This is a genomic window from Caballeronia sp. LZ032 (genome assembly GCF_031451315.1).
Classification (GTDB): domain Bacteria; phylum Pseudomonadota; class Gammaproteobacteria; order Burkholderiales; family Burkholderiaceae; genus Caballeronia.
Genome location: NZ_JARUXP010000004.1, coordinates 588,061 through 610,732, shown reverse-complemented (window position 1 = coordinate 610,732; position 22,672 = coordinate 588,061). Strand labels below are relative to the sequence as shown.

25 protein-coding genes are annotated in these 22,672 nt (G+C 64.1%); 17 read left to right on the top strand and 8 right to left on the bottom strand.

Features of this window, described 5'->3' with window-relative positions:
- Positions 1-5: 5 nt before the first annotated feature.
- Positions 6-1,538, bottom strand: coding sequence for a CoA-acylating methylmalonate-semialdehyde dehydrogenase (locus tag QCE69_RS30580; protein WP_309926100.1), 1,533 nt, complete (start codon positions 1,536-1,538; stop codon positions 6-8).
- 223 nt (positions 1,539-1,761) lie between these two features.
- Between QCE69_RS30580 and QCE69_RS30575 the strand changes: the two genes are divergently transcribed.
- From QCE69_RS30575 to infA, 3 genes are all read left to right on the top strand, one after another.
- The gene (locus tag QCE69_RS30575) at positions 1,762-2,721 is read left to right on the top strand and encodes a LysR family transcriptional regulator (protein WP_309926097.1); all 960 of its coding nucleotides are present in this window, start codon (positions 1,762-1,764) and stop codon (positions 2,719-2,721) included.
- A gap of 180 nt (positions 2,722-2,901) precedes the next feature.
- Positions 2,902-3,879 carry a magnesium/cobalt transporter CorA gene (gene corA / locus QCE69_RS30570; RefSeq protein WP_309926095.1) on the top strand — a complete coding sequence of 326 codons (978 nt, stop codon included), beginning with the start codon at positions 2,902-2,904 and terminating at the stop codon, positions 3,877-3,879.
- Positions 3,880-4,389: 510 nt separating this feature from the next.
- Entirely contained in the window at positions 4,390-4,656 is a 267-nt protein-coding gene (gene infA, locus QCE69_RS30565; protein WP_006999277.1) for a translation initiation factor IF-1, read from the top strand.
- A 180-nt stretch (positions 4,657-4,836) separates the two neighbouring features.
- On the opposite strand, the gene QCE69_RS30560 is transcribed toward infA, so the two are convergent.
- The 3 genes from QCE69_RS30560 to zwf are packed head-to-tail and all read right to left on the bottom strand — an operon-like array spanning position 4,837 to position 8,145.
- Positions 4,837-5,715, bottom strand: coding sequence for an HAD family hydrolase (locus QCE69_RS30560; protein ID WP_309926093.1), 879 nt, complete (start codon positions 5,713-5,715; stop codon positions 4,837-4,839).
- A complete protein-coding gene (locus QCE69_RS30555) occupies positions 5,715-6,536 on the bottom strand; it encodes an ROK family protein (RefSeq protein ID WP_404987604.1) in 822 nt (273 codons plus the stop codon). Before QCE69_RS30555 ends, QCE69_RS30560 begins: the two co-directional genes overlap by 1 nt.
- A 34-nt stretch (positions 6,537-6,570) precedes the next feature.
- Positions 6,571-8,145, bottom strand: a complete 1,575-nt coding sequence (zwf, locus tag QCE69_RS30550) for a glucose-6-phosphate dehydrogenase (RefSeq protein WP_309934646.1) — start codon at positions 8,143-8,145, stop codon at positions 6,571-6,573.
- 220 nt (positions 8,146-8,365) lie between these two features.
- On the opposite strand from zwf, the gene QCE69_RS30545 reads away from it, so the two are divergent.
- From QCE69_RS30545 to QCE69_RS30520, 6 genes are all read left to right on the top strand, one after another.
- On the top strand, positions 8,366-9,241 hold the full coding sequence (locus QCE69_RS30545) for an arylamine N-acetyltransferase (RefSeq protein ID WP_309934644.1): 876 nt from the start codon (positions 8,366-8,368) through the stop codon (positions 9,239-9,241).
- A 63-nt stretch (positions 9,242-9,304) separates the two neighbouring features.
- Positions 9,305-11,008, top strand: a complete 1,704-nt coding sequence (locus tag QCE69_RS30540; protein ID WP_309926088.1) for a penicillin-binding protein 2 — start codon at positions 9,305-9,307, stop codon at positions 11,006-11,008.
- 151 nt (positions 11,009-11,159) lie between these two features.
- A complete protein-coding gene (locus tag QCE69_RS30535) occupies positions 11,160-11,525 on the top strand; it encodes a hypothetical protein (RefSeq protein WP_309934642.1) in 366 nt (121 codons plus the stop codon).
- 10 nt (positions 11,526-11,535) lie between these two features.
- Positions 11,536-11,823 (top strand): hypothetical protein, encoded by a 288-nt coding sequence (locus tag QCE69_RS30530; RefSeq protein WP_309926086.1) that lies wholly within the window; start codon positions 11,536-11,538, stop codon positions 11,821-11,823.
- Positions 11,824-12,091: 268 nt separating this feature from the next.
- A complete protein-coding gene (locus QCE69_RS30525; protein WP_309926084.1) occupies positions 12,092-12,400 on the top strand; it encodes a hypothetical protein in 309 nt (102 codons plus the stop codon).
- A 174-nt stretch (positions 12,401-12,574) separates the two neighbouring features.
- On the top strand, positions 12,575-12,883 hold the full coding sequence (locus QCE69_RS30520) for a beta-xylosidase (protein ID WP_309934640.1): 309 nt from the start codon (positions 12,575-12,577) through the stop codon (positions 12,881-12,883).
- Between the two features lie 6 nt (positions 12,884-12,889).
- Here the strand turns inward: QCE69_RS30520 and QCE69_RS30515 are convergent, their stop codons facing one another.
- Entirely contained in the window at positions 12,890-13,753 is an 864-nt protein-coding gene (locus QCE69_RS30515) for a formate/nitrite transporter family protein (RefSeq protein ID WP_309934638.1), read from the bottom strand.
- Between the two features lie 82 nt (positions 13,754-13,835).
- Positions 13,836-14,897, bottom strand: a complete 1,062-nt coding sequence (locus tag QCE69_RS30510) for a HoxN/HupN/NixA family nickel/cobalt transporter (protein ID WP_309934637.1) — start codon at positions 14,895-14,897, stop codon at positions 13,836-13,838.
- Positions 14,898-15,080: 183 nt separating this feature from the next.
- Here QCE69_RS30510 and QCE69_RS30505 point away from each other — a divergent pair, with 183 nt between their 5' ends.
- From QCE69_RS30505 to QCE69_RS30490, 4 genes are all read left to right on the top strand, one after another.
- Positions 15,081-16,085, top strand: a complete 1,005-nt coding sequence (locus tag QCE69_RS30505; RefSeq protein WP_309934636.1) for a fatty acid desaturase — start codon at positions 15,081-15,083, stop codon at positions 16,083-16,085.
- 48 nt (positions 16,086-16,133) lie between these two features.
- Positions 16,134-16,949, top strand: a complete 816-nt coding sequence (locus QCE69_RS30500) for a PhnD/SsuA/transferrin family substrate-binding protein (protein ID WP_309934635.1) — start codon at positions 16,134-16,136, stop codon at positions 16,947-16,949.
- Between the two features lie 163 nt (positions 16,950-17,112).
- The gene (locus QCE69_RS30495) at positions 17,113-18,108 is read left to right on the top strand and encodes an LLM class flavin-dependent oxidoreductase (RefSeq protein WP_309926077.1); all 996 of its coding nucleotides are present in this window, start codon (positions 17,113-17,115) and stop codon (positions 18,106-18,108) included.
- Between the two features lie 219 nt (positions 18,109-18,327).
- A complete protein-coding gene (locus QCE69_RS30490) occupies positions 18,328-18,573 on the top strand; it encodes a hypothetical protein (RefSeq protein WP_309819900.1) in 246 nt (81 codons plus the stop codon).
- Positions 18,574-18,856: 283 nt separating this feature from the next.
- Here QCE69_RS30490 and QCE69_RS39610 read toward each other — a convergent pair whose 3' ends face one another.
- The gene (locus tag QCE69_RS39610) at positions 18,857-19,174 is read right to left on the bottom strand and encodes a hypothetical protein (RefSeq protein ID WP_404987600.1); all 318 of its coding nucleotides are present in this window, start codon (positions 19,172-19,174) and stop codon (positions 18,857-18,859) included.
- Here QCE69_RS39610 and QCE69_RS39605 point away from each other — a divergent pair.
- From QCE69_RS39605 to QCE69_RS39600, 4 genes are all read left to right on the top strand, one after another.
- Positions 19,173-19,286, top strand: a complete 114-nt coding sequence (locus tag QCE69_RS39605) for an H-NS family nucleoid-associated regulatory protein (protein WP_404985904.1) — start codon at positions 19,173-19,175, stop codon at positions 19,284-19,286. The two genes, QCE69_RS39610 and QCE69_RS39605, sit on opposite strands and share 2 nt — an antisense overlap.
- A 399-nt stretch (positions 19,287-19,685) precedes the next feature.
- The gene (locus QCE69_RS30480) at positions 19,686-20,096 is read left to right on the top strand and encodes a helix-turn-helix domain-containing protein (protein ID WP_309926075.1); all 411 of its coding nucleotides are present in this window, start codon (positions 19,686-19,688) and stop codon (positions 20,094-20,096) included.
- A 197-nt stretch (positions 20,097-20,293) separates the two neighbouring features.
- Entirely contained in the window at positions 20,294-20,521 is a 228-nt protein-coding gene (locus QCE69_RS30475; RefSeq protein ID WP_309934634.1) for a hypothetical protein, read from the top strand.
- The gene (locus QCE69_RS39600; protein WP_309926074.1) at positions 20,451-20,786 is read left to right on the top strand and encodes an energy transducer TonB; all 336 of its coding nucleotides are present in this window, start codon (positions 20,451-20,453) and stop codon (positions 20,784-20,786) included. The genes QCE69_RS30475 and QCE69_RS39600 overlap by 71 nt, the downstream gene beginning before the upstream one ends.
- Positions 20,787-21,657: 871 nt before the next feature.
- Here QCE69_RS39600 and rhaS read toward each other — a convergent pair.
- Complete coding sequence (gene rhaS, locus QCE69_RS30470) at positions 21,658-22,671, bottom strand: rhamnose ABC transporter substrate-binding protein (RefSeq protein WP_309819890.1); 1,014 nt, start codon at positions 22,669-22,671, stop codon at positions 21,658-21,660.
- Between the last annotated feature and the right edge of the window lies 1 nt (position 22,672).

Sequence of the window (22,672 nt, the reverse complement as noted above, 5' to 3'; positions counted from 1 at the left end):
CGTTGTTATTTCAGTGCGATGGTGGTGTTCACGCCGTCGTTCACGGTGGCGTCGTCGAACCAGCGTGCCGTGACCGTTTTCGTCTGCGTGTAGAACTGCACGACCTGCTTGCCGTACGGCCCCAGATCGCCGAGCTTGGAGCCGCGCGAACCCGTGAAACTGAACGACGGCACCGGCACCGGAATCGGAATGTTGATGCCCACCTGACCGATGTCGATCTCGCTCTGGAACTTGCGCGCCGCCGCGCCGCTCTGCGTGAACAGGCCGACGCCATTGCCCATCGGATTGCGGTTGACGAGCGCGATGGCATCGTCCAGCGTCTCGGCTTCGAGCACGCACAGCACCGGACCGAAGATCTCCTTCGTATAGATCGTCATCTCGGTATCGACACCCGTGAAGATGGTCGGCCCAATGAAGTTGCCTTGCTCGTAGCCCTTCACGCCGATGTTCCGGCCGTCGAGCGCGAGCGTCGCGCCCTCTTCCACCCCCTGGCCGATCAGCCCGAGAATGCGTTCCTTCGCCGCCTTCGAGACCACCGGGCCGACATCCGTGCCCGGCTCCGCGCCGCCGTTGACCTTGAGCGTCTTCGCCTTCTCGACCAGTTCCGGCACCCACTCCTTCGACGCCCCGACGAACACCGCCACCGACGTCGCCATGCAGCGCTGTCCCGCCGCGCCGAAGCCCGCGCCGACGAGCGCGTTGAGAGTCTGCTCCTTGTTGGCGTCGGGCAGGACGACGGCGTGGTTCTTCGCGCCCATCATCGACTGCACGCGCTTGCCGTGCTGGCTCGCGAGGTTGTAGACATGCGTGCCGACAGCCGTCGAGCCGACGAAGGAAATCGCCTCGATCTCGGGATGCGTGCAGATCGCATCGACCACTTCCTTGCCGCCATGCACGACGTTCAGCACACCGGGCGGCACGCCGGCTTCGAGCGCCAGTTCGACCAGCTCCATGGTCGAGAGCGGATCCTGCTCGGAGGGCTTCAGCACGAAGGTGTTGCCGCACACGATGGCCATCGGGAACATCCATAGCGGGATCATCGCCGGGAAGTTGAACGGCGTGATGCCGGCACAGACGCCGATAGGCTGGCGCAGCGTGTACGTATCCACGCCGCCCGCGACGTTCTCGGCGAATTCGCCCTGCTGCAAGGTGCTGATCGAGCACGCATGCTCGACGACTTCCAGGCCGCGGAAGATGTCGCCCTCGGCGTCGGCGAGCGTCTTGCCCTGCTCCGCGGTGAGCGTCTGCGCAATGCGTTTCTGGTTCTGCCGCACCAGGTCCTGGAAGCGCAGCATCAGCCGCATGCGGGCGCCGAGCGGCGTCGTGCGCCAGGTCTGAAACGCCTTGTGCGCCGCAGCGACGGCGGCATCCACTTCGTCCATCGTCGCGAACGGCACGCGGCCGACCACGTCCTGCGTGGCCGGATTGACGATGTCGCGCCATTCCGCGCTCTTCGATTCGACGAACTGGCCGTCGATCAGCAGCTTGGCCGTGCGGACAGACGCATTCTGCGCCGGATGTTCAGCAGCGATATTCACGAGTCACTCCTTGCGTGGGAAATTGCCGACGGGCAGGAAAGGTGGAAGGAAACAGCGAGGACAGGCGAAGAGACGCGCCGCGCGGGCGCTGGAAGAAAAAGCATCGTGTCTCCGTCTTGTTGGTATGCAGCCCGCAATGATGCAGGCTCGCTTCCTGAGTATAGTTATGCAAAAGTCCATCATGGCGCGATAAAAACACCCGATCGATATGCAAAAAAATCCGATGCCATCCGCCCCGCCCGACCTCGCCCGGCTCAACTGGGACGACCTGCGCTACTTCCTCGAAGTCGCCCGGACGCAGCGTGCCAGCGGCGCGGCGAAGCGGCTCGGCGTGGACTACACGACCGTCGCGCGGCGCGTGCGGGCGCTGGAAGACGCGCTCGGCACCCTGCTGTTCGACAAGTCGCGCAGCAGCGGCTTCATCCTGACCGCGGAAGGACAACGCCTCCTGGCCTATGTCGATTCCATCGAGACCACGGTGCAGTCGGCCACCGAGCAGATCGCGAACACGGGGCATGCGCTCTCGGGCCACGTGCGGGTCGGCTCGACCGAAGGCTTCGGCTGCTTCTTTCTCGCCCCGCAACTCGCGCGCTTTCAGGACGCGCACCCGAACATCACCATCGATTTGTTGCCGGTGCCGCATTTCGTGAGCCTGTCGAAACGCGAGGCCGATATCGCGGTGACGCTCGAACGTCCCGAACAGGGCCAGTATGTCTATACGAAGCTCTGCGAGTACCGTCTAAGGCTCTACGCCACCGCCGACTATCTCGCGGCTCACGCGCCGATCCGCACCACCGACGACCTGCGCCAGCATCGCTTCGCCAGCTATATCGATGACCTCGCCTTCAGCTATGAACTGCTGTATCTCGAACGCGCGGTGCCGGGCGCGATCTCGCGCTGGCGCAGCACGAGCGTGATCGCGCAATACTTCGCGGCGCTGCAGGGCCGGGCGCTGGCCATCCTGCCGTGCTTCATGGCGTCGTCGGACGCGCGCTTCGTGCCGGTGCTGCCCGACGAGATCATCGTGACGCGCGCGTTCTATCTCTCCTGCCGCGAGGATCTGCGCAAGCTGAAGCGCATCACGACGGTGTGGAACCATCTGCGCGCGGCGGCCGAAGCGAACCGCGCATTCCTCATGGGCGACGAAGCCACGATGGCGTGGGTGGATGTCAAGGCATCCTGATTGCTCCCGCTTCCTGGCCGGAATGCGCTCGGCGTCGCCGGTTGGAATCAGCCGTTTGGGCTAAGATTCAACGGATGGAGGCCACGCGCTCGCGCCCCCCGAGCGCCCATCGACGCGTGGCCGGGTCACATCGATAGCGTCACATCGATAACAAGAAATCGATATAAAAAAGGGCGCCCCATGCTGGTCAACTGCGCGGTTTATGAGAACGGCCGAAAGCTCGCCGATGTGCCCATCGACGACATCAATGCCTATCGCGATCGTCCCGACTCTTTCATTTGGGTTGCATTGAAGGAGCCCGGTCCCGGCGAACTCGCCCACTTGACGCAGCAGTTCGGGCTGCATGAACTGGCGGTCGAGGACGCGCAGAACGGTCATCAGCGGCCGAAGATCGAGGAGTACGGCGACTCGCTGTTCGCGGTCTTTCACACAGTCGAATTCGACGAAGAAGGCGACGTGCTGGTCGGCGAGATGAACGTGTTCGTCGGCAAGAACTATGTGCTCTCGGTGCGCAACCGGACCACGCAGGGCTTCCAGGAAGTGCGCAAGCGCTGCGAGCGCGAACCGCATCTGCTCAAGCACGGTCCCGCCTTCGTGATGTATGCGCTGCTCGATGCCGTCGTGGACCGTTACTTCCCCGTACTGGAAACGCTCGGCGCCGAACTCGACGAAGTCGAAGAACGCATCTTCGAGCAAAAGGGTTCGGTGGAGTCGCGCGAGATCATCGAGGACCTGTACTCGCTCAAGCGCCGCATGACGATTCTCCAGCATCACACGGCGCCCTTGCTCGAAGCCGTCAGCAAGCTGTATGGCGGCAGGTCGCCCGGCGTGTGTTCGGGCATGCAGGAATACTTCCGCGACGTGTACGACCACTTGCTGCGCATCGTGAAGACCATCGAGGGACGGCGCGAAATGATCGTCACGGCGATCCAGGTGAATCTGGGCCTGATCGCGCTGGCCGAAAGCGAGGTGACCAAACGCCTGGGTTCCTTCGCCGCGCTGTTCGCCGTGCCGACGATGATCGCCGGCATCTACGGCATGAACTTCAAGTCGATCCCCGAACTTGACTGGGTATATGGCTATCCGGCCTGCATTGCTGTCATGCTGGTGGTGGATGTCGTGCTGTACTGGCGTTTCAAGAAGGCCGGGTGGTTGTAGCAAAAAGCGCCCTTGCAGAAACCTTCCGGCGAATTTCATTGTCTAATCAAGCGTTTTAGGCGAAAATAACGCCAGGGCTTGCAAGTTTGACCCTTTGGCCGCATATCAGTCAGGCGTTCGATATACGCGCCGCGGCCTGAAGACAGATTTGAAAGTTTTTTGCAAGCTTCATCGCGCGATACGTCGCGTTTCGCTATAACCCGCTTTTTAACCGCACGTCGGCACCGCAGTCCGCCGACGTCGCCGTCCCGGTCATGCCGGCCGCGGCGCGCCGCCTGCGCGGCCCGCACGTCCATCCGGCCTATGCCGTCAAGCTCACAACGAGCCTGAAGAGAGACGCGGTGCGCTTCCGTTGCGCCACGTATCGCATTGCCCTTCGAGTCCGCTGCGACGCCGTCCAGTGAAGTGCCGCACGGCTGCTCATCGGCGACGAGCGCAGCGCCGGAAGCAGGTCGAACACGGGCGCAGGACGCGCGGCAGCACCCATCATTCATTACACAGGAGCCTCATATGGCGAAAGAAGAACTCATCGAACTCGACGGTATCGTTGACGAAGTCCTTCCCGACAGCCGCTATCGCGTGACGCTGGACAACGGCGTCGTGGTCGGCGCGTACGCCTCGGGCCGCATGCGCAAGAACCACATCCGGATTCTCGCCGGCGACCGCGTGACGCTGGAACTGTCGGTCTACGACCTGACCAAAGGCCGTATCAATTTCCGTCACAAGGACGAGCGTGCCGGCGGCGGTGCCCCGCGCGCACCGATGCGCCGTCGTTAAGCGCACCGGCTTCCTGCCACTGCTTCAACCACACCGAGCGTCCGCCTGATCCGCGGCGAACGCCTGAGACGCCCTACCGCGGATTTCCTGACCTTCGACGCAGCCGCCTGCCTCGCGCCCAGCCACATTCGCAGCGGCAGCGCCTCGCGTCGATGTCAACGCCCTTCGTGGCTACGTGGCTCAGCCGCCCGCGCGCGCCGCCACGATCGCCTCGACGCCCGTCGCAAAGCCATCTTCGTCATTGCTTTTCGAGACAAGGCTCGCCTGACGCCGCACGGCGTCCGACGCCTGTCCCATCACGATCGACACGCCCGCGATCTCGAACATCGGCACGTCGTTGCCCATGTCGCCGAGCACGGCCACCCGTTCGAGCGGCACGTTGGCCAGCCGCGCCAGCTCGCGCACCGCAGTGCCCTTGTTGGCGTCGATGCTGGTGACGTCGAGATAGTAGGTCTGCGAGCGGGCTGCGTGGCCGCGTTCGTGCAATTGCTGCTGCAAGCCAGTCTCGACGCGCGACAGCAGCGCGGTATCGGCCGTCGACCCGACGATCTTATCGACCGCAGCGAGATCCAGGTCTTCGAAACGCGCGACCCGCACGCCTTCGTAACCCACCGTGCGGGTTTCGAGCGGCACATAGGTCGCGTCGGGATTGGTCAGGTACCACGCATCGTCGATGAACACCCACGCATCGACACCCGCCGTCGCGAGCGTTTCGAGCGAGGTCTGTACGACGTCGCGCGGCAGCTTGTGCGACGACAGCACCTTCCACGTGCCCGGCTCGACCAGACTGCCGCCGTTGTACGACGCATAAGGCATATCGATGCCCAGCGCCTCGACGATATGGCGCATGCCCTTGCCCGGCCGGCTGCTCGCCGCCGTGAAGCGCACGCCCGCGGCTTGCAGGCGGCGCACGGCGTCGATCGCGGGCTGGCCGAGCGCCTTGTCGGTGTAGAGCAGCGTGCCGTCGCAATCGGTGACGACCAGTTCGATGTTCGCCAGTGCCTCGAACGCGTCCGCTCCGCCCGTGCTCGTCAGTCCGTACTTGCTGTCGCCTGCCATCAGTGCGCCCCTTCACGCTGGTTGAAATGCGGCAATTGCCGCGTCTCGCGCACCGAGCGCGGATGCCACAGCCGCGCGCCGCCCTCGATGCCCGCCGCATTCGACACCGTCGCGACGTTGTCCGGCAGCTTGAACTTGATGTGCGCGGCATTGCCGCCGCCGATCCACAGCTTGTCGTAGTTCACGAGCGACGCGAGGATCTCGATCGTCTTCTCCACGCGCCGGCTCCAGCGCTTCTTGCCGGCCTTCTCGCGCGCCGCGTTGCCGATGTACTCGTCGTAGGTCTTGTCCTTCGCAATCGGATGATGGGCGAGCTCCAGATGCGGCATCAGTTCGCCGTCGCGGAACAGCGCGGTGCCCGCGCCGGTGCCGAGCGTCAGCACCATCTCGATGCCGCGTCCTTCAATGGCCGCGAGCCCCTGCATCTCGGCGTCGTTGATCATGCGCGCGGGGACGTCGCCGAGCCGCTCCGACAGCAACTGGGCGAGCGGCACGCCGCGCCAGGCCGGCGTGCCGAGATTCGGCGCGGTCAGCACGATGTTGTCGCGCACCACGCCCGGAAAGCCGATCGAGATATGCGTCGGCGGCGTGGCGACGATCGGCGCGATCAGCTGCATCAGCGTCTCGACGACCACGTCGGGCTTGGCCGGCTGCGGCGTCGCGACACGCAGGCGGTCGCTCTTCATCTGGCCATCCTCGGAAATGATCGCCGCCTTCAACCCCGTGCCGCCGATGTCGATCGCGAGAATGCGTTCCGCCTTGATCGCGAGTTTGTCCGCCGTCACGTGGGTTTTCTGTCTGGTTCTGGATTCTGTGCTCACGTGTGTTGTCCTTGCAGTGAAGTTCGAGTGGTGTTCAGTTCTTTTTGACCGGATCGGTCAGCGCGCGCCACGCGCGGCCATCATCGGCCAGCAGCTGGTCCGCCTGCGCCGGTCCCGTGCTGCCCGCCGCATACCCGTGCACGGGCAACGGGCTGTCCGGATGCAGCACGTGATCGACGGCGGCCCATGCCGTCTCGATGCTGTCGGCGCGCTGGAACAGCGTCTCGTCGCCGAGCATGCAGTCGTACAGCAATGTCTCGTAGCCCACGTTCGCGCGCTCCGCGAAGTAATCCGCGTAGTTGAACGCCGAACGCGCCTTGCCGATCTGCATCAGCGGACCCGGCACCTTCACGTTGAAGTCGAAGGTGGTGCCGTGCGCGGGATCGATGCGCAGCGTGAAGACATTCGGCGTGAGCGCATCGACGGGCGTATCGCGGAACAGCAGGAACGGCACCGCCTTGAGCGTGATCGAAATCTCCGTGCGGCGCTCGGTCAGCCGCTTGCCGGTGCGCAGATAGAACGGCACGCCGGCCCAGCGCCAGTTCTCCACGTACACGCGCGCCGCCGCGTAGGTTTCGGTGCGGCTGTCGGGCGCCACGCCCTCTTCCTCGCGATACCCCGGCCCCGCCGGACCCGCTTCGTATTGACCGAGCACGACGTCCTGCGCCGTCAGAGGACGGATCGCGTCGAACACTTCGGCTTTCTTGTCGCGCACGGATTCGGCATCGAACGAATTGGGCGGCTCCATCGCTACCATGCCAAGCAGCTGGAACAGATGGTTCGGCAGCATGTCGCGGAATGCGCCGGTCTGCTCGTAGAACGCGCCGCGCCCTTCCACGCCGATCGTCTCGGCCGCCGTGATCTGAACGTTGTCGATGTATTCGCGCCGCCACACCGGCTCGAACATCGCATTGGCGAAGCGCACGGCCAGGATGCTCTGCACCGTGTCCTTGCCGAGGAAGTGATCGATCCGGTACACCTGCGTTTCCTGCGCGTACTTGAGAATGCAGGCGTTCAGCTCGCGCGCCGTTGCCAGGTCCGTGCCGAACGGCTTCTCGATCACGATGCGCCTGAAGTTTCCGTCCTTCTCCTCCAGCAAGCCGGCCGCGCCGAGATGCTCGACGATCGGCTCGAAGAAGCGCGCGCCCACCGCGAAGTAGAACATCACGCTGCCCGACTTGGCCTTCGCGAGACGTTCCTTGAGGCGCTTGAAGGTGTCCTCGTCGGTGAACTCGCCGGGAAAGTATTCGAGCCGCTGCTCGACCCAGCTCCAGGCTTCCTCGTCGAGCTTCGACGTGTGGAAGGTCGCGGCCTTGTCGGAGGCGAACTTGCGCAGCGATTGCGTGAGCTCGTCGCGCCAGTCGGAGGTTTCGCGTTCGCCGCGATTCACGCCGATGATCTCGAGCGCGTCGTCGAGCAGCTTGTCCGAGGCGAGGTTGTACAGCGAAGGCATCAGCAGGCGCTTGGTGAGATCGCCTCCGGCGCCGAAGATGACGAGCGTGCACGGCGGCGCGGGATGCTTGCCCGCACAGGTCTCGCTGGCCGGCTTGCCGTTTTCCGGTTGGTTCGATTGATTCGGCTGAGTCCCTTCGTTTGCATCTTTCGACATGGTGTGGCGCCCCTTATCAATTGCACGGTTGCGTATTGAACCTTGGAAAGACCATCGGCGTTGCGTCACAGTTCAACTGAACCTCAGTTGAAAGCACGGCCGCACAGCAGCGTATGCTTTTTGTAATTTCGATGCTTTCGTGAAGTAAGATATGCACGCTTGCGACAGCGCTCGCGGACATGGCGACAGACATCGAAGCCGACCCTTGCCCGAACTCCACATGAACGCACACGACACTTCACCCGACCTCGCCGCCTACTTCATGCGCATCGGCTTTTCCGCCGCCGCGCGCCCGGCGGCGACGCTCGACACCTTGCGCGCGCTGCACCTGCTGCATCCTCAAGCCATCCCCTTCGAAAATCTCGACGTTCTGCTCGGCCGCTCGGTCCGGCTGGATCTCGCCTCGATCCAGCGCAAGCTCGTCACGCAGGAACGCGGCGGCTACTGCTACGAACACAACCTGCTTCTGCGCAGCGTTCTACGCGCGCTGGGCTTTCGCGTGCGCAGCTTCGCGGGTCGCGTGCTGTGGGGGCGCGAGGGGAATCATGACGTCTCAAACCTGCCTGCGCGCACGCACATGCTGCTGCTGGTCGATCTCGACGAAGGCACCTATCTCGCCGATGTCGGTTTCGGCGGCATGGTGCTTTCAGCGCCGCTCGTCTTCGAAACCGGTCTCGAACAGATCACGCCGCACGGCGCGTTCCGGCTGGAGAACGCAGACGGCGCGAGTGGCCAGCCGCCCGCGTTCATCCTGAAGGCGCTGGTGGACGGCAACTGGGCGAGCGTCTATCACTTCGATCTCGATCCGCAGTATGACGCGGACTACGACATGGCCAACCATTTCGTGTCCACTTACCCGCAATCGGTCTTCGTGCACAACCTGCTGGCCGCGCGCCTCGCGCCCGGCGTGCGCTACGGCCTGTTCAACGGGCGCCTGCACATCCATCACACGCACGACGACGGCGCGCCGAGCGAAGCCCGCGTGGCCGCGAGCGTGGCCGAGCTGCGGCAGATCCTCGCGAGTGAGATCGGCATTCGTCTGCCGGATGGCGACGATGCCGCCGCGCTCGATGCCGCCTTGTCCTGCCTGCCCTGAAGCCTGTTCTGAATCATTGGGGAACCCGCCGCCGGCACTCCCTAGCTTACTTGTGAGACAACGATGTTCAAGAAGAAGACGCGCGGCGGCAGCGATTTCCAGACGCATCACCGCAGTTCGGTCCTGACCACCACCTTGCCTGCCTGGCGTTCACGGCTGGTCGTCGTCGGCGTCACGGCGGCGTTTCTCGCGCTCGGCGCGCGCGCGCTGTGGGTGCAGGTGATCGACCACAAGTTCTATATCGGCGAAGGGCAGAAGCGCTATCAGCGGACGTTGTCGCTGTCGGCGACGCGCGGGCGCATCGTCGACCGGAACGGTTCGATGCTCGCCGTCAGTCTCGCCACTTACGAAGTCTGGGCCTCGCCCAAATTGTTCGACGGCGATCACGGCAACGAGATCGCGCGCCTGCTCGACATGCCGCCGCAGGAATTGCAGCGGCGCATCGACGGCAACCGCGCCTTCGTCCTGCTCAAGCGCCAGGTGGAAGCGGAAGCCGCCGAGCGCATCGCGACCATCGGACGCGCGGGCATCACGCTCGTGCCGGACACCAAGCGCTTCTATCCCGAAGGGGAATCGGCGGCGCACGTGGTCGGCTTCACGAACAACGAGGACCATGGCCAGGAAGGCGTCGAACTGGCCGCCGACGCCCGCCTCACCGGCGAAGCGGGTCAGCGCGAAGTGATCCGCGACCGGCTTGGCCGGGTGATCTCGCAGATCGGCGAGATCGACCTGCCGCAGAACGGCGAAACCATTCAGCTGACCATCGACCGGCGCATCCAGCAGCTCGCGCATACGCAACTGAAGGCGGCCATCCTGAAGCACAAGGCGCGGGCGGGCAGCGTCGTCGTGCTGGACGCGAAGAACGGCGAAGTGCTGGCGCTCGCCAACTACCCGAGCTTCGATCCGAACGACCGCACGCGCCTCACCGGCGAACAGTTGCGCAACCGCGCGCTCACCGACACCTTCGAGCCCGGCTCGACCATCAAGCCGCTGGTGGCCGCGCTGTCCATCGATCTCGGCAAGGTGCGGCCCGACACGCGCATCGACACCGGCCCGGGCACGATCAAGATCGGGCCGAACGTCATTCACGACACGTCGAATCACGGCGTCATCACCGTGGCGGAGGCGGTGCAGATGTCCAGCAATGTCGCGCTGACGAAGCTCGCGCTGCAGCTGCCCGCGAAAACGATCTGGGACAAGTATCGTGAATACGGCATCGGCCGCGCGCCCGAGCTGACCTTTCCCGGCGCGGCCACCGGCCGGCTGCGGTCGCCCGAGCGCTGGAAGCCCATCGAGCAGGCCACCATGGCCTATGGCTATGGCCTGTCGCTGTCGCTGGTGCAGATTGCGCAGATCTACACGGCCTATGCCGGCGACGGCCGCTTTCACGCCGCCACGCTGATCGCCGGCGACAAGCGCCGCGACGCGCTGCCGGTCACGCAACCCGCCACCGCGCGGGCGGTGCGCGACATGCTGGAGCGCGCCATCGGCGAACACGGCACGGGACGCGCGGCGGCGGTGGACGGCTATCGCGTCGGCGGCAAGACGGGCACGGCGCGCAAGCAGATCGGGCGCGCCTATGCAGCGAACAAGTATCGCGCGTCCTTCGTCGGCATTGCGCCGATGAGCGATCCGCGCCTGATCGTCGCCGTGATGATCGACGAACCCGGCGGCAGCAGTTACTACGGCGGCACGGTGGCCGGGCCGGTGTTTTCGGGGATCGTCGGCGGGACGCTGCCGCTGCTCGGCGTGCCGCCCGACGCGTGATCCGTCCCGAATCGGGCGCGGCCCTTGCTGCATCGTCCGGGATGCCTGCTCGCGAACCTGTCCGAACTGTAAAGGGCGTGTGCTCTAATGCCGGGTTCAGCCCGACACCTCGACCGGGAGCGATCCCCGGGAGATCCAGACGGAAAAGACCATGAAAAAACTTGTCGCGGCGCTCGCGCTGCCTTTGCTGATCGCCGCCTGTGCGCAATTTCACAACGAAGATGCCGGACAACCCGAGGTCGAGAAATCGTCGACCAACGACAAGGTGAACGGTATCGTCCAGTGCATCGACGCGGAAGCGAAGAAGCACGACGCCAAGTACCAGCAGACGTCCATCCCGCAAGGCGTGATGCTCGAATTCGGCGATTCGAACGTCATCAAGGTGCGCTACGACAACGGCGAAACCACCTACCGCTTCTATCCGGGCAAGCGCCACGCGTCGAATCTGTGGATCGAGGGCGCGGGCAAGAAGTGCGCGCCGTCCGACACCCCCAGCACCGACCGCACCGAGAAATAACCCGGCGATCATGCGCTCCACCCAAGCCATCAACGCCGTCGAACGGCTCAAGACGCGCAGCGGCAATCCGAACTACGCGGCGGTGTCGATGCCCGGCGGCCTCTTCTATCTCGTGGAACGCTCAGCCGCCGGCTCCGCCCGGCTCTCGGACACGATGCCCATGGACGCCTTCGTCGCGTTCGTCAACGCCCGCGATCCGGCCAGGCCGCGCAAGGTCAGCAAGCTCGATCTCGCGATGGAAGAGCAGATCCGCCGCAGCGGCAATAAGGCTGCGGAACCGCCCGAAAGCAGCGAATAAGGTTTTTCACGTCTCATGCGGCAACGTTTCATGCCGCACCTTCCGCCCGCCCGAGTGTGCGATGACAGACGGAGCCACCCGCCAGTCATTGCGTACATTTTTGCTAACGATCGAGTCAGTTGTTAACTGGCATCGATCGGTCATCCGAAGAAAAGAGCAAAGGCCGCCCGCGACAGATTTAAAAAACATGCGCGGGTGAACGGGGTGCCTGGGGCAGCACGCGATCCGCGAGCCGGATGGGGTGCTGCACGGCCGAGAGGAAGACCAGATGAAAAAGAAGAAAAGCGAGACCAAGGGCAGCCTTTTGCCCTCGGCAATGGCCGATGTCGAACTTCAGCATATCGAGCGCGCGCTCGCACAGCTCCGCACCATGAAAAACCAGGCATCCGGAACGCTCAACGTCGAGTACTGGCGCGAGCGGCTGACGGCGGTCGTCCAGGGCTATGCGCTGGTGCCGGCGCAGAAGCAGCGCGCGGAAGCCCTGCGCGTCGCCTTTGATACGATCGATGCCGGTCCGCGCCATTCGGGTTCGCGCGGCAGGAGCCCGACCAACAGGCTTTGGGCGAAAGCGGCCTGAACCGCCGCTTTCGCCATTCGCGCGACAGGCGCGACTCCCGGTGGACGCCCGCTCTCGTTTCGTTTGGTTTCGTTGCGAGCCGGGCGTACCCAGCCAGTTCTGCATCTCACGATTCGCGGCGTCAGGCATCGAACCTGCTCGAAAGACCGTATTTCGATCATGCCGGGAGCCGCCATGTCCAGCCTTTCTCACGAACGGTTCGTTCGACTCGTCCTCGCGAGCCTGATCGCCGCGTTCAGTACCTGCGGCGTCGCGCAGATCACCCAGGGCGCGGGCGCCGGACGCCAGGACAACCGCCAGTCCGACTCGAGCGCGAACGGCGCGTCCGAGTCTGCGGGCAGTCCAGTCATTGAATCGAACAAGCCGCAGTCGAAGGATGCGGCGCAGGGTCGCCGCGCCGCCTCGGGCAAGCACCAGAAGCCCGAGGGCAATACCGGTTTCGAGAACGGCCTGTACGGCACCGGTGCGGGCAACAACAAATAGCCTGGGTTAGTCGGGGTCCGCCTTCCGCTGCGACGCGCCGCCGATCTCCGGCGCGATCGCCGCGTGATTGACGATGGCTACCATCGACACGCCGCCGATGATGTTGCCGATCAGGGTCGGCACGAAAAACACGAAGACATAGTCCGCGATGCCCGCCGCGCCGCTCATCACCGCATACGCCGCTTCGACGGAACCGGCGATCACGTGCGTCAGCTTGCTGACCGCGACGGTATAGGTCACGAGCAGGATCGTCAGCAGCCGCGCCGAACGCGCGCTCGGCAGCAGCCACACCATCAGCGCGATGAGCCAGCCGGAGAACACGCCCCGCACGACGGTCATGCCGAATTCGGCGGACAGCGGCGTCATCGCGAGTTCGGCGAGCGCCTCGGTCACGTCCGGCGCGAATACGCCGCGGATCTGCAGGATCGCCGCGAAGAGGCTCGTGCCGACGAGATTGAAGAACAGCACGATTGCCCACAGGCGCAGCGTCTTGAACAGCGTCGCGAAATCGCGGCGCGTGAGCACCGGCAGCACAGCCGTCAGCGTGCTTTCGGTGAACAGCTGCTGGCGGCCGAGAATCACGAACACGAAGCCGATCGTATAGCCGAAGCTCGATATCAGATCGCTCCAGGGACGCTTGGGCAGTGCGCTGTCGAGAACGCCCTGAACGAGAAAGGAAAAGCCCATCGAGAGGCCGGCGGCGAGCGCGGAGAACATCAGCGCGACGAAGGTGCGTTCCATCGCCACTTCGCCCTCCTCGCGCACGATCTCGTGGATCACGAGCGGATGCGGCGCGGAATGTTCGGCGGCCTGCTCCTGCTCGGCGCTGTCGAGGTGCGGCGAGTCCGCGCCGGCTTGGGGGTCGTTCATGTAGGGTCTCCCTGGTCGCCGCCCGATGCGGGATTGGATGGGCGGCTGGCCCATCCTTACAGCAGGAAGAATGCCCGTGGCTTCAGCCGGTGACGCTCTGGTCGAGGTCGTCGTAGCCGCGCCATTTCCAGATCAGCGCCGACAGCAGCCAGCACCCCACGAACAGCGCGACGATGCCGTAGCCGAGCGCCCCGAAGTGTTTCGACAGCGCGCCGGCCACGTCCCACAGTCCGCCGCTCAGTTGCAGCCGGCCGGCGATCAGTCCGATCAACTCGATGCCGCCGACCAGCACGGCGATCAGCACCGAGACGCAGGTCACGGTGAGGTTGTAGTAGAGCTTGCGAAGCGGTTTCGTGAAGGCCCAGCCGTAGGCGCCGGTCATGAGCAGGCTGTCGGCGGTATCGACGAGCGACATGCCGGCCGTGAACAGCATCGGAAACACGAGAATCGACCAGACCGGCAGGCCGCGCGCCGCTTCCGCCGCGGCGATGCCCATCAGGCCGATCTCGGTGGCCGTGTCGAAGCCCAGGCCGAACAGGAAGCCGAGCGGATACATGTGCCAGCTCTTGCCGATCAGCTTGAACAGCGGCCGCGCGACACGCGCGAGCGGGCCGCCGGCGGCGGCGAGCAGATCGGCGTCCTGTTCGCGAACCGGCTCGCCGCGCCGCACACGCCGGAACGCGCGCCACACGCCGCGCAGCACGAACAGGTTCATCGCGGCGATCAGAAAGAGGAACAGCGCCGACACCGACGTGCCGATGAGCCCGCCAATCTCCCGGAAGTCCGCAAAGCGTCCCTGCACGGCGAGCGCGGTCGCGGCAATCAGCGCGGTGGCCAGGATGACGATGGTCGAATGGCCGAGCGAAAAGAAGAATCCGGCGTACAGCGGCCGCTTGCCTTCCTGCATCAGTTTGCGGGTGACGTTGTCGATGGCGGCGATGTGGTCGGCGTCGACGGCGTGATGCAGCCCGAGCGAATACGCCAGCAAGGACGTGCCGAGCAGCAGCGGATAGTGCCGGAACGCGACCAGCGCCCAGATCCAGGTGAGCAGATTGAAGGCGATCAACCCGGCGACGAGGCGGGCGGAGCTGCGCGGCAAGAGAGCCGAGGTTTGCAGCGAGCGGGACGCGGAGGGTTCGGTCATGGGCGATGCGAAGGCCGCTAAAGGCGTCAAGGATACCGTGCCGGATCGCCCGGCCAATAATGGCGACGCCCCGAAGCTTATAGCGCCGCATCAGGAAAACTTAGACGGAATGCTTGGTTTGAGCGCGCGGGACGCGCCGTTACGATGGCCCCTCGCCCATTCTGACTCCGCGTGAATTTCGCCATGCCCCGCTATCTCGACGACGTCCAGCGCATCGAACTGCAAGCCCGGCGCGCCAGCTGGCGCTGGCGCAGCGAATGGCCGACCTGGGCGGTGATCGTCGCGGTGTACGCCGGCTGGTTCGGAGTCGCGCTGAACGCGCGTGCGCTCGGACTCGTGCCCGCGCTCGGGCTGCTTGCGCTGCTGTCGTGCTGGTACATGTCGTTGCAGCATGAACTCATGCACGGGCACCCGACGCGCTGGCCGCTCGTCAACATGCTCTTCGGCCTGGCGCCGCTCGCCGTGTGGTTTCCGTACGCGGTGTATCGCGACTCGCATCTGCGCCATCACGACGACGATCATCTGACCAAGCCCGGCCTCGACCCGGAAAGCTATTACGTGACGGCGGAGCAATGGGCGGGCGCCGGCGTCGTGCTGCGCGGCGCGCTCGCCGCGCGCAATACCTTCGCCGGAAGATTACTGCTCGGACCGTGGTTCTCGATTGCCGCCACCTTGCGCGAAGCGTTCCGCGCCGTGGTCGAGCGGCGTTGGGCGATCGTCGCGAGCTGGGTATTTCATGGTGTCGCGCTGGCGGCGCTCGCGTGGTGGCTCGATGCCCGCTGCGGCATTCCGTGGCGCGCGTTCGTCTTCGGCGTCGGCTATGCGTCGCTCGCGCTGGCGTCCGTTCGGTCGTTCCAGGAGCATCGCGCGGCGGCGCAGGTGGACGAGCGCACGGTCATCAACGAAGCCGCCTGGGCGTGGCGCCTGCTTTTTCTCAACAATAACTACCACGCCGTCCATCACGACCTGCCCGGCGCGCCGTGGTTCGCGCTCGGCGAAATCTACGCGCGCCGCCGCGACGCTTATCGCGCCCGCAATGGCGGCTTTGTCGTGCGCGGGTATGGCGAATGGATGGTCCGTCACGCGTTCGCCCAAGCCGAGGATGCCGTGCATCCGGACGCCGCGTCGCTGCGGCCGGACGTTGCTTCCGGCCGTCTCGCGACGTCCCGGCGCGGTCTCGCGGGCTGACCCGCGCCGCTGTACCATGCGGCAACGCCGACTTTCCGGATTCCCCCGATGCGCTGGATCGCCGCACTGCCGATGTACAACGTCAGCCCCGCGCTCGCGGCGGACTGGCGTGAACTGCTGCATCACGTCCGCGCGAATCTCGCGGACTGGCTGGAAGCGCGCGGCGATACGATCGACATCGTCGATGCCGACGCCGATCTGACCACCTTCTGGCTCCGCGACGACCTCCTGCTGTCGCAGACCTGCGGCTATCCGCTCGTGCATGCGCTCGCCTCGCGGGTGCGGTTGCTCGGCGCACCATCATTCGATCTTCCCGGCTGCGACGACGGCCGCTATCACAGCGTCCTGGTGGCGGGCGCGCATGTCGGCGCGACGTCGCTCGAGGCGTGCCGTGGCTTGCGCGCCGCCAGCAACGCCGCCGATTCCAACAGCGGCATGAACCTGCTGCGACACGCCGTCGCGCCGCTCGCGCGGGACGGCCGCTTCTTTTCGTCGGTGCTGTGGACCGGCGCGCATCTCGCGTCGCTGCGCGCGCTGGCGATCGAGCGCCATGCCGATGTCGCGGCGATCGACTGCGTGACCTTCGCCTTCGCCCAGACGCATGCGCCGGAACTGACCGACGGCGTGCGCGTGATCGGCACGACGGCGAGCGCGGGCGCGCTGCCGTTCATTGCGTCGACCCGGCTGCCGGAGGACGCGCGGGAACGCGTCTTCCAGGCGCTCGCCGACGCCTCGCGTGCCGACCCGGCGCTGGCCCGGCGGCTTCGGCTCACCGGCGTCGTCCGGCGCACGCTCGCCGATTACGCGTCGATCCTCGACTACGAACGCGACGCGATGGCGCTCGGCTATCCGAAACTCGACTAAGCCTGGGCTAGACCGCAGCGCAGGGTAACGGACCGTCCCGGCATGGTTCGCGGAGTTTCGGCACAATCGAGTCTTTGAGCGCCTGGCGCGCAACAGCGCCGCGGATCGTGCCGACGCGCACCGCGAAGCCGCGCCCGCGCCGCCACGCTTACGGAACGCCGCAATGATCCCCTTTTCGCTACTCGACCTTTCCCCCGTCCCGCAAGGCTCGACGCCCGCCGATGCGTTCGCCCATTCCCTCGATCTCGCCCAGCACGCCGAGCGCTGGGGTTTTGTGCGCTACTGGCTCGCGGAACACCACAACATGTCCGGCATTGCCAGCGCGGCGACGGCCGTCGTGATCGGCCATATCGCGGCCGGCACGAAGACGATCCGGGTCGGATCCGGCGGCATCATGCTGCCGAATCATGCGCCGCTCGTCATCGCCGAGCAGTTCGGCACGCTGGCCTCGCTGTTTCCGGGGCGCATCGACCTGGGACTCGGCCGCGCACCCGGCACCGACCAGACGACCGCACGGGCGCTGCGCCGCGATCTGATCGGCAGCGCCGAGTCGTTTCCCGATGACGTCGTCGAGTTGCAGCGCTATTTCGCCGATCCCGTCGAAGGCCAGCGGGTGCGCGCCGTGCCCGGTGCCGGCCTGCATGTGCCGATCTGGCTGCTCGGTTCGTCGCTGTTCTCCGCGCAACTGGCGGCGGCGCTCGGGCTGCCGTTCGCGTTCGCGTCGCACTTCGCGCCGGATTACCTGCTGACCGCGCTGGAGGTGTATCGCACGCAATTCCGCCCGTCGGCGACGCTGAAGAAGCCGCACGCGATGGTCGGCGTGAACGTCTTCGCCGCCGATACCACCGAGGAAGCGCGCTTCCTCTTTACGTCGCTGGAGCAGCAGTTCATCAATCTCCGACGCGGTACGCCCGGACAATTGCCGCCGCCGGTCGAAGCGGTGGCGTGGAGCGACGCGGAACGCGCGGGTATCGAGCGTTCGCTGGCGTGCTCGGTGGTGGGCGGTCCGGCCGATGTCGAAGCGGGCCTGCGCTCGGTGATCGAGCAGACCCAGGCCGACGAACTGATCGTGACGGCGCAGATTTTCGATCACGCGAAGCGCCTGCGCTCGTTCGAAATCACCGCCCAGGCGCGCGACGCCATCGGCCAGACGGCCTGAAAGGCGCGCGCCGCGGGTTGTCATCGATTGTTGCGTGCTGGACGCCGCTGCTTTTGACAGGCAATAATGAGGAACCGGAAGGCGGCGAGCACCTCGGCGCCCTCCGCGTCCGCTTCATCCGCCCGGCCTGACCCGCTTCACGCGCGCCCGCAAAGGTGCACGCGGGATTGGGGCGCGGCGCAACAACAATGACGCAGCAAGATGGGAGGAAGAATGTCGATGCCGAGAAGCGCCGTCACGGGCGCCATCACGCTCATGACGGAATATGACGACGCCGGCGGCCAGGAAGTGCGTTCGCTGCGACTCGAACCGGCGGCGGACGGCAAGGCTGTACTGTTGATCGAAATCGACGAGCGCAAACCCGGCATTCATCGCGAAGTGCGTTATGAGATAACGCCAGCGGAATTGATTGCCGCCATACGGGCGCATGGCGCGGAATTACCGGGAGAACAACACAATCGTTAAAAGCGATTTAACAGTGACGATTGGCAGCATACAATAGACATACGCGAGGTAATCGGCCGTTCGTCATGCGGGCACTGGCTGTGATGACCTTGCTTCTGGCGGATCGTGGCTCCTCAACGCGGCGTACCGTGCGCATCGAGGCGCGCGTCCGTCATTGCGATGCCCGGGTGGATGAATGTTCGCATTCGGGGCAAATGCCGGCAGTAATGGCAAGGTGCCCGGGCGCATTAATTGATATTGCGGTAATACACTAATTGACGCGAGGCACGCACTGCGCCACGCTTCAAGAAACACATCCAATCAAGTCATCGAGCCGCCTGCCGGTCCGCGCGGGATATCGGTTCGTCTTCTGATAATCAAAAAGCTGAATCAGGAAAGCCGTGGACGAAAGAAAGCGAGACAGCATCATTGCGTATTTGCGCAGCCGAATGGTCGAGTTCGGCATTTCGGAAAGAGCGTTGGCTGAATCATTGGCCGAAGTGCCTGCGGAGAATCCGCCGCCGCCCTCCTTCACCAAGACCAACGGACCTAATGGCGCGCCCAAGGTGAAGCGGCCGATGCCGCAACTGCCTTCCATGCCGCATGCGGCGGGCAGCGCCATGCCAATCTTCCGCAATGCATCCGGCGACACGTGGGACGGCCTCGGCGACATGCCCGAGTGGCTCAAGCGCGCGGTTCATGCGGGGCAGGACATCGAGTTCTATCGGGTTTGAGGCGGTTTGTTGCTGGAGCGCCGGGTTGGCCTTTCGCAGGTCTCTGCCGTGCGACCCTTTGACCCTGCATGCCTGTGTGCCTGTGTGCCTGCCTCGCGCGGTCGTCATAGGAAATTCATCGGGAATAATCAAGCCAAAAAATTTTCGGCGATGCTGGTCCATCGTCGCTGAAAACGTTTATTGGTACATCTCGGAAAGGCGGCGCACGACAGCCGTACACCGAACTCACATCGCCCGATCCCGTCCTGCCGCCGTTACGCAACGAGCCTCACTCGACAAGGGGGCAACCATGAACGCACACCCACACCGCAAGGTTGCTTGCGGTGCGATGCGCATTGCCTGTTGCCTCGCGGCCCGTGGTCTGGCCGCGATCGGGTTGGCCTGATCGAACGGCGCGCCATGCTTCCCCGTCCCCATTCCGACACCCTGCCGAGCGTCGCACGGCGCCTGGAAGCGGGGCGCATGTTGATGGAAGGGGCGTCGGTGGAAACGGTTGCGGATGCGTTGCATCTGTCGATCCAGACGGTGCGGCGCTACAAGGCGCTCGTTGAAGAAGGCGGTCTTGATGCGCTCGGAAAAATGGCCGTGGGTGGGCGGGCGTCGGCGCTGGATCGCGCGGCACTCGACTGGATCGCGGAGGCGTTGCAAGGACCGGCGCGCGCGCACGGTTTCGAGAGCGACGCGTGGACCAATGCGCGGTTGCGCGAGCTGATCGAGCGACGCTATGGGGTGCGCTACTCACGCGTCTATGTGTGGCAGATCGCGACCAATTTGGGGTTGGGGCATGCGTTGTCGAAGTCGCGGCGGTAAGGGGTCGATTCGTCGCTGGCGATACTGTCCTTGATAGTTCAGCAAGCCGATCGCCGAAGTAACGCCTACGCCGTCGATCAATCCTTCACTCACACCCCTCATCAGGATAATTGCCTTGGCTATGTTCATCGACAAGCTCAGGAATATTGGGTTGGTGAATGAAGCGAGCATGAGTGCCTGGGGTAGCCGGAAAGATCGTGACATTTCCGCTAAGAAATGCCCGGCATAACGAAGACTTTCTGGCGCTGCGCATGAGCATCGGCCGCCTCAACGCGTCAAGTCGACGCGCAAACGATATTGAGATGATCGCGACAAAAGGTGATTTGGAATTCGCTCCTTTATGGAGGATTTCTAATGAGACGGCTCTTTTTCGCTTCTGCCTTGGCTATCGCAGGCAGTGGGTGCGCACAGCAAGAAACTTCTGAAAGCAGGCTGAGTTGCGATATCGCTGAACCCTACTACCCAACAGTCTCTTTGCAAAGAAGGGAGTCCGGCAGCGTGAAGCTAAAAGTCAAAGCGGATCGAGAAGGGAAAATCGCGAGCGTTGAAGTGCTCGAAAGCAGCAATCGCCCGTTACTGGACGCAGCCGCGATTTCGGCTATGAAACGCTCACGATGTACTCCGTACTACGCGGATGGGCAAGCCGTCGAAGTCGGGTTCACGGTTCCGTTCACTTTTTCTGTCAATTGAGAAGCGCCCCGGATTTTTTCCCGCGTACAAGCGTGCAGGCCGTCCCGCCGGCAGAAAAATCCGAACGGCATCCAGCGCCGGGAGTTACAAGCGCTCGGCGGCGATCCTCCATGGGCGCTAGCGGTCGGATAGAAAAACAACTCTCTTATTGGGTTGTGTCATGCCGACTAAAACCTTAGGAGTGAGACCCACGGACGCAGCATCGTGTCAATGTCGAGGAATCCAAGAAAAGCATGTTGACATCTACGAAAATCGTGTTCGTGAGTTTGACACGCTCGATCCGGTAGCCGAAGCAGCTTCGTCAACGCTTCCAGTATTGGCTCGGATGCCTGATGAAGTTCAACCTGAAGGTGCTTTGGAGCACCGCAGTTCGACAAGTGAGGGGGATTTTTCCACTGCGACTCTCGTTTCTATCTTGACAGGTATCACGTCCGTGATTACCGCGTCAGGGACAATTGCTACCAGTTTTCTCGCGTGGCGCAAGAGCGGGGCCGAGTCCATTCGGGCCTCCTTGGAAAATCAAAGACTTCAGAATGAAAATGAGAAATTGCGCCGTGCGGAGCAAGAAAATTCGAGGGCGCGAAAGAAACATGCCGCCGTCAAACGACGCGACTCCGACGAATAGCGCACATGCTCACACGTTATCGCAAGCGTCCGACATCGAAGTCCCGGTCGCGAGATTCATGAATGCATGCACGTATTAGTTTCCATGCGTCTGAAGGCAGGAACGAAGCTGAAGAAAATCATAGGGTGTGATTTTCGGTTCGATTCGCCTGCGTGCACAACATGCAACGACAATCCCCCAAAAAAACGGGACGCCCGCAGGCGTCCCGCCATCTCTCAGGTCCAACACCCCTTTCTCCCACCGCCCTCAAAAATTGAAATTATCGATATTCGCCGCATCGAACGTCGTGGGCGGCCCAAGAATCACTTCTCCGCTCTTCCCGACCGTCCGCTTGCCCAGTTTCCCTGCCTCAAACGAATCCCCTTCCTTCCCGGTAATCGTCCCCGACGCCAGATTCGCCGCCGCGAACGCCGCCAGATACCCGAGTTGACCCGGATCCCACAACTGGAACGCCTTGACAGTCCCGTTCTTGACAAAAGCACGCATCTGATTCGGCGTGCCGAGTCCGGTCACGACCACCTTGCCCTTGGCCGGCGAACTCGAGATATAGCGCGCGGCAGCCGCAATCCCCACCGACGTCGGCGCCACAATGCCCTTCAGATTCGGATAAGCCTGCAACAGACCCTGCGTCTCGACGAACGACTTCTGATCGTCGTCGTTGCCGTACGCAATCTTCACGAGTTTCATCTTCGCGTACTCGGGCTTCTTCAACTCCTCCTGCATCCACTTGATCCACGTATTCTGATTCGTGGCATTCGGCGTCGCCGACAAAATGGCAAACTCGCCCTCGCCGCCAATCAGCTTGGACAACAACTGGATCTGCCCGCGCCCGATCGCCTCCGAATCCGCCTGATTGACGAAAATCTGCCTTCCGTCCGGCGCGGTATCCGAATCGAACGTAACGACCTTGATCCCCTGTGACATCGCCTTCTTCAAATACGGCACGACCGCATTCGCATCGTTGGCCGCGATGACGATCGCGTTCTGCCGCTGCGTGATCAGCGTATTGATATAACTCACCTGCGACGACGCCCCCGCATCCGATGGCCCCACGACCTTGCCATCGCCCTTCATCTCCTTGATGGCCGCCATGCCGCCGTCATCGGCGATGACCTCGTACGGATTGTTGATCTGCTTCGGCAGGAAGGCGATCTTCAGGCCGCTCTTGACCTCGGCGGCGGCGGCCGTCAGCGCGACCGTCACCGCAAGAACAGCCGCCGCCACGGCCGGGCCGCGCGGAAATCGAATGGGCTTCTTCATG

Excerpts from the sequence above, each read along its gene's own strand:
- QCE69_RS30575 (WP_309926097.1), top strand. The coding sequence starts at position 1,762 with ATGCCATCCGCCCCGCCCGACCTCGCCCGGCTCAACTGGGACGACCTG.
- corA (WP_309926095.1), top strand. The coding sequence starts at position 2,902 with ATGCTGGTCAACTGCGCGGTTTATGAGAACGGCCGAAAGCTCGCCGAT.
- infA (WP_006999277.1), top strand. The coding sequence starts at position 4,390 with ATGGCGAAAGAAGAACTCATCGAACTCGACGGTATCGTTGACGAAGTC.
- QCE69_RS30560 (WP_309926093.1), bottom strand. The coding sequence starts at position 5,715 with ATGGCAGGCGACAGCAAGTACGGACTGACGAGCACGGGCGGAGCGGAC.
- zwf (WP_309934646.1), bottom strand. The coding sequence starts at position 8,145 with ATGTCGAAAGATGCAAACGAAGGGACTCAGCCGAATCAATCGAACCAA.
- QCE69_RS30545 (WP_309934644.1), top strand. The coding sequence starts at position 8,366 with ATGAACGCACACGACACTTCACCCGACCTCGCCGCCTACTTCATGCGC.
- QCE69_RS30540 (WP_309926088.1), top strand. The coding sequence starts at position 9,305 with ATGTTCAAGAAGAAGACGCGCGGCGGCAGCGATTTCCAGACGCATCAC.
- QCE69_RS30535 (WP_309934642.1), top strand. The coding sequence starts at position 11,160 with ATGAAAAAACTTGTCGCGGCGCTCGCGCTGCCTTTGCTGATCGCCGCC.
- QCE69_RS30530 (WP_309926086.1), top strand. The coding sequence starts at position 11,536 with ATGCGCTCCACCCAAGCCATCAACGCCGTCGAACGGCTCAAGACGCGC.
- QCE69_RS30525 (WP_309926084.1), top strand. The coding sequence starts at position 12,092 with ATGAAAAAGAAGAAAAGCGAGACCAAGGGCAGCCTTTTGCCCTCGGCA.
- QCE69_RS30520 (WP_309934640.1), top strand. The coding sequence starts at position 12,575 with ATGTCCAGCCTTTCTCACGAACGGTTCGTTCGACTCGTCCTCGCGAGC.
- QCE69_RS30515 (WP_309934638.1), bottom strand. The coding sequence starts at position 13,753 with ATGAACGACCCCCAAGCCGGCGCGGACTCGCCGCACCTCGACAGCGCC.
- QCE69_RS30510 (WP_309934637.1), bottom strand. The coding sequence starts at position 14,897 with ATGACCGAACCCTCCGCGTCCCGCTCGCTGCAAACCTCGGCTCTCTTG.
- QCE69_RS30505 (WP_309934636.1), top strand. The coding sequence starts at position 15,081 with ATGCCCCGCTATCTCGACGACGTCCAGCGCATCGAACTGCAAGCCCGG.
- QCE69_RS30500 (WP_309934635.1), top strand. The coding sequence starts at position 16,134 with ATGCGCTGGATCGCCGCACTGCCGATGTACAACGTCAGCCCCGCGCTC.
- QCE69_RS30495 (WP_309926077.1), top strand. The coding sequence starts at position 17,113 with ATGATCCCCTTTTCGCTACTCGACCTTTCCCCCGTCCCGCAAGGCTCG.
- QCE69_RS30490 (WP_309819900.1), top strand. The coding sequence starts at position 18,328 with ATGCCGAGAAGCGCCGTCACGGGCGCCATCACGCTCATGACGGAATAT.
- QCE69_RS39605 (WP_404985904.1), top strand. The coding sequence starts at position 19,173 with ATGCCAATCTTCCGCAATGCATCCGGCGACACGTGGGACGGCCTCGGC.
- QCE69_RS39610 (WP_404987600.1), bottom strand. The coding sequence starts at position 19,174 with ATGGCGCTGCCCGCCGCATGCGGCATGGAAGGCAGTTGCGGCATCGGC.
- QCE69_RS30480 (WP_309926075.1), top strand. The coding sequence starts at position 19,686 with ATGCTTCCCCGTCCCCATTCCGACACCCTGCCGAGCGTCGCACGGCGC.
- QCE69_RS39600 (WP_309926074.1), top strand. The coding sequence starts at position 20,451 with ATGAGACGGCTCTTTTTCGCTTCTGCCTTGGCTATCGCAGGCAGTGGG.
- rhaS (WP_309819890.1), bottom strand. The coding sequence starts at position 22,671 with ATGAAGAAGCCCATTCGATTTCCGCGCGGCCCGGCCGTGGCGGCGGCT.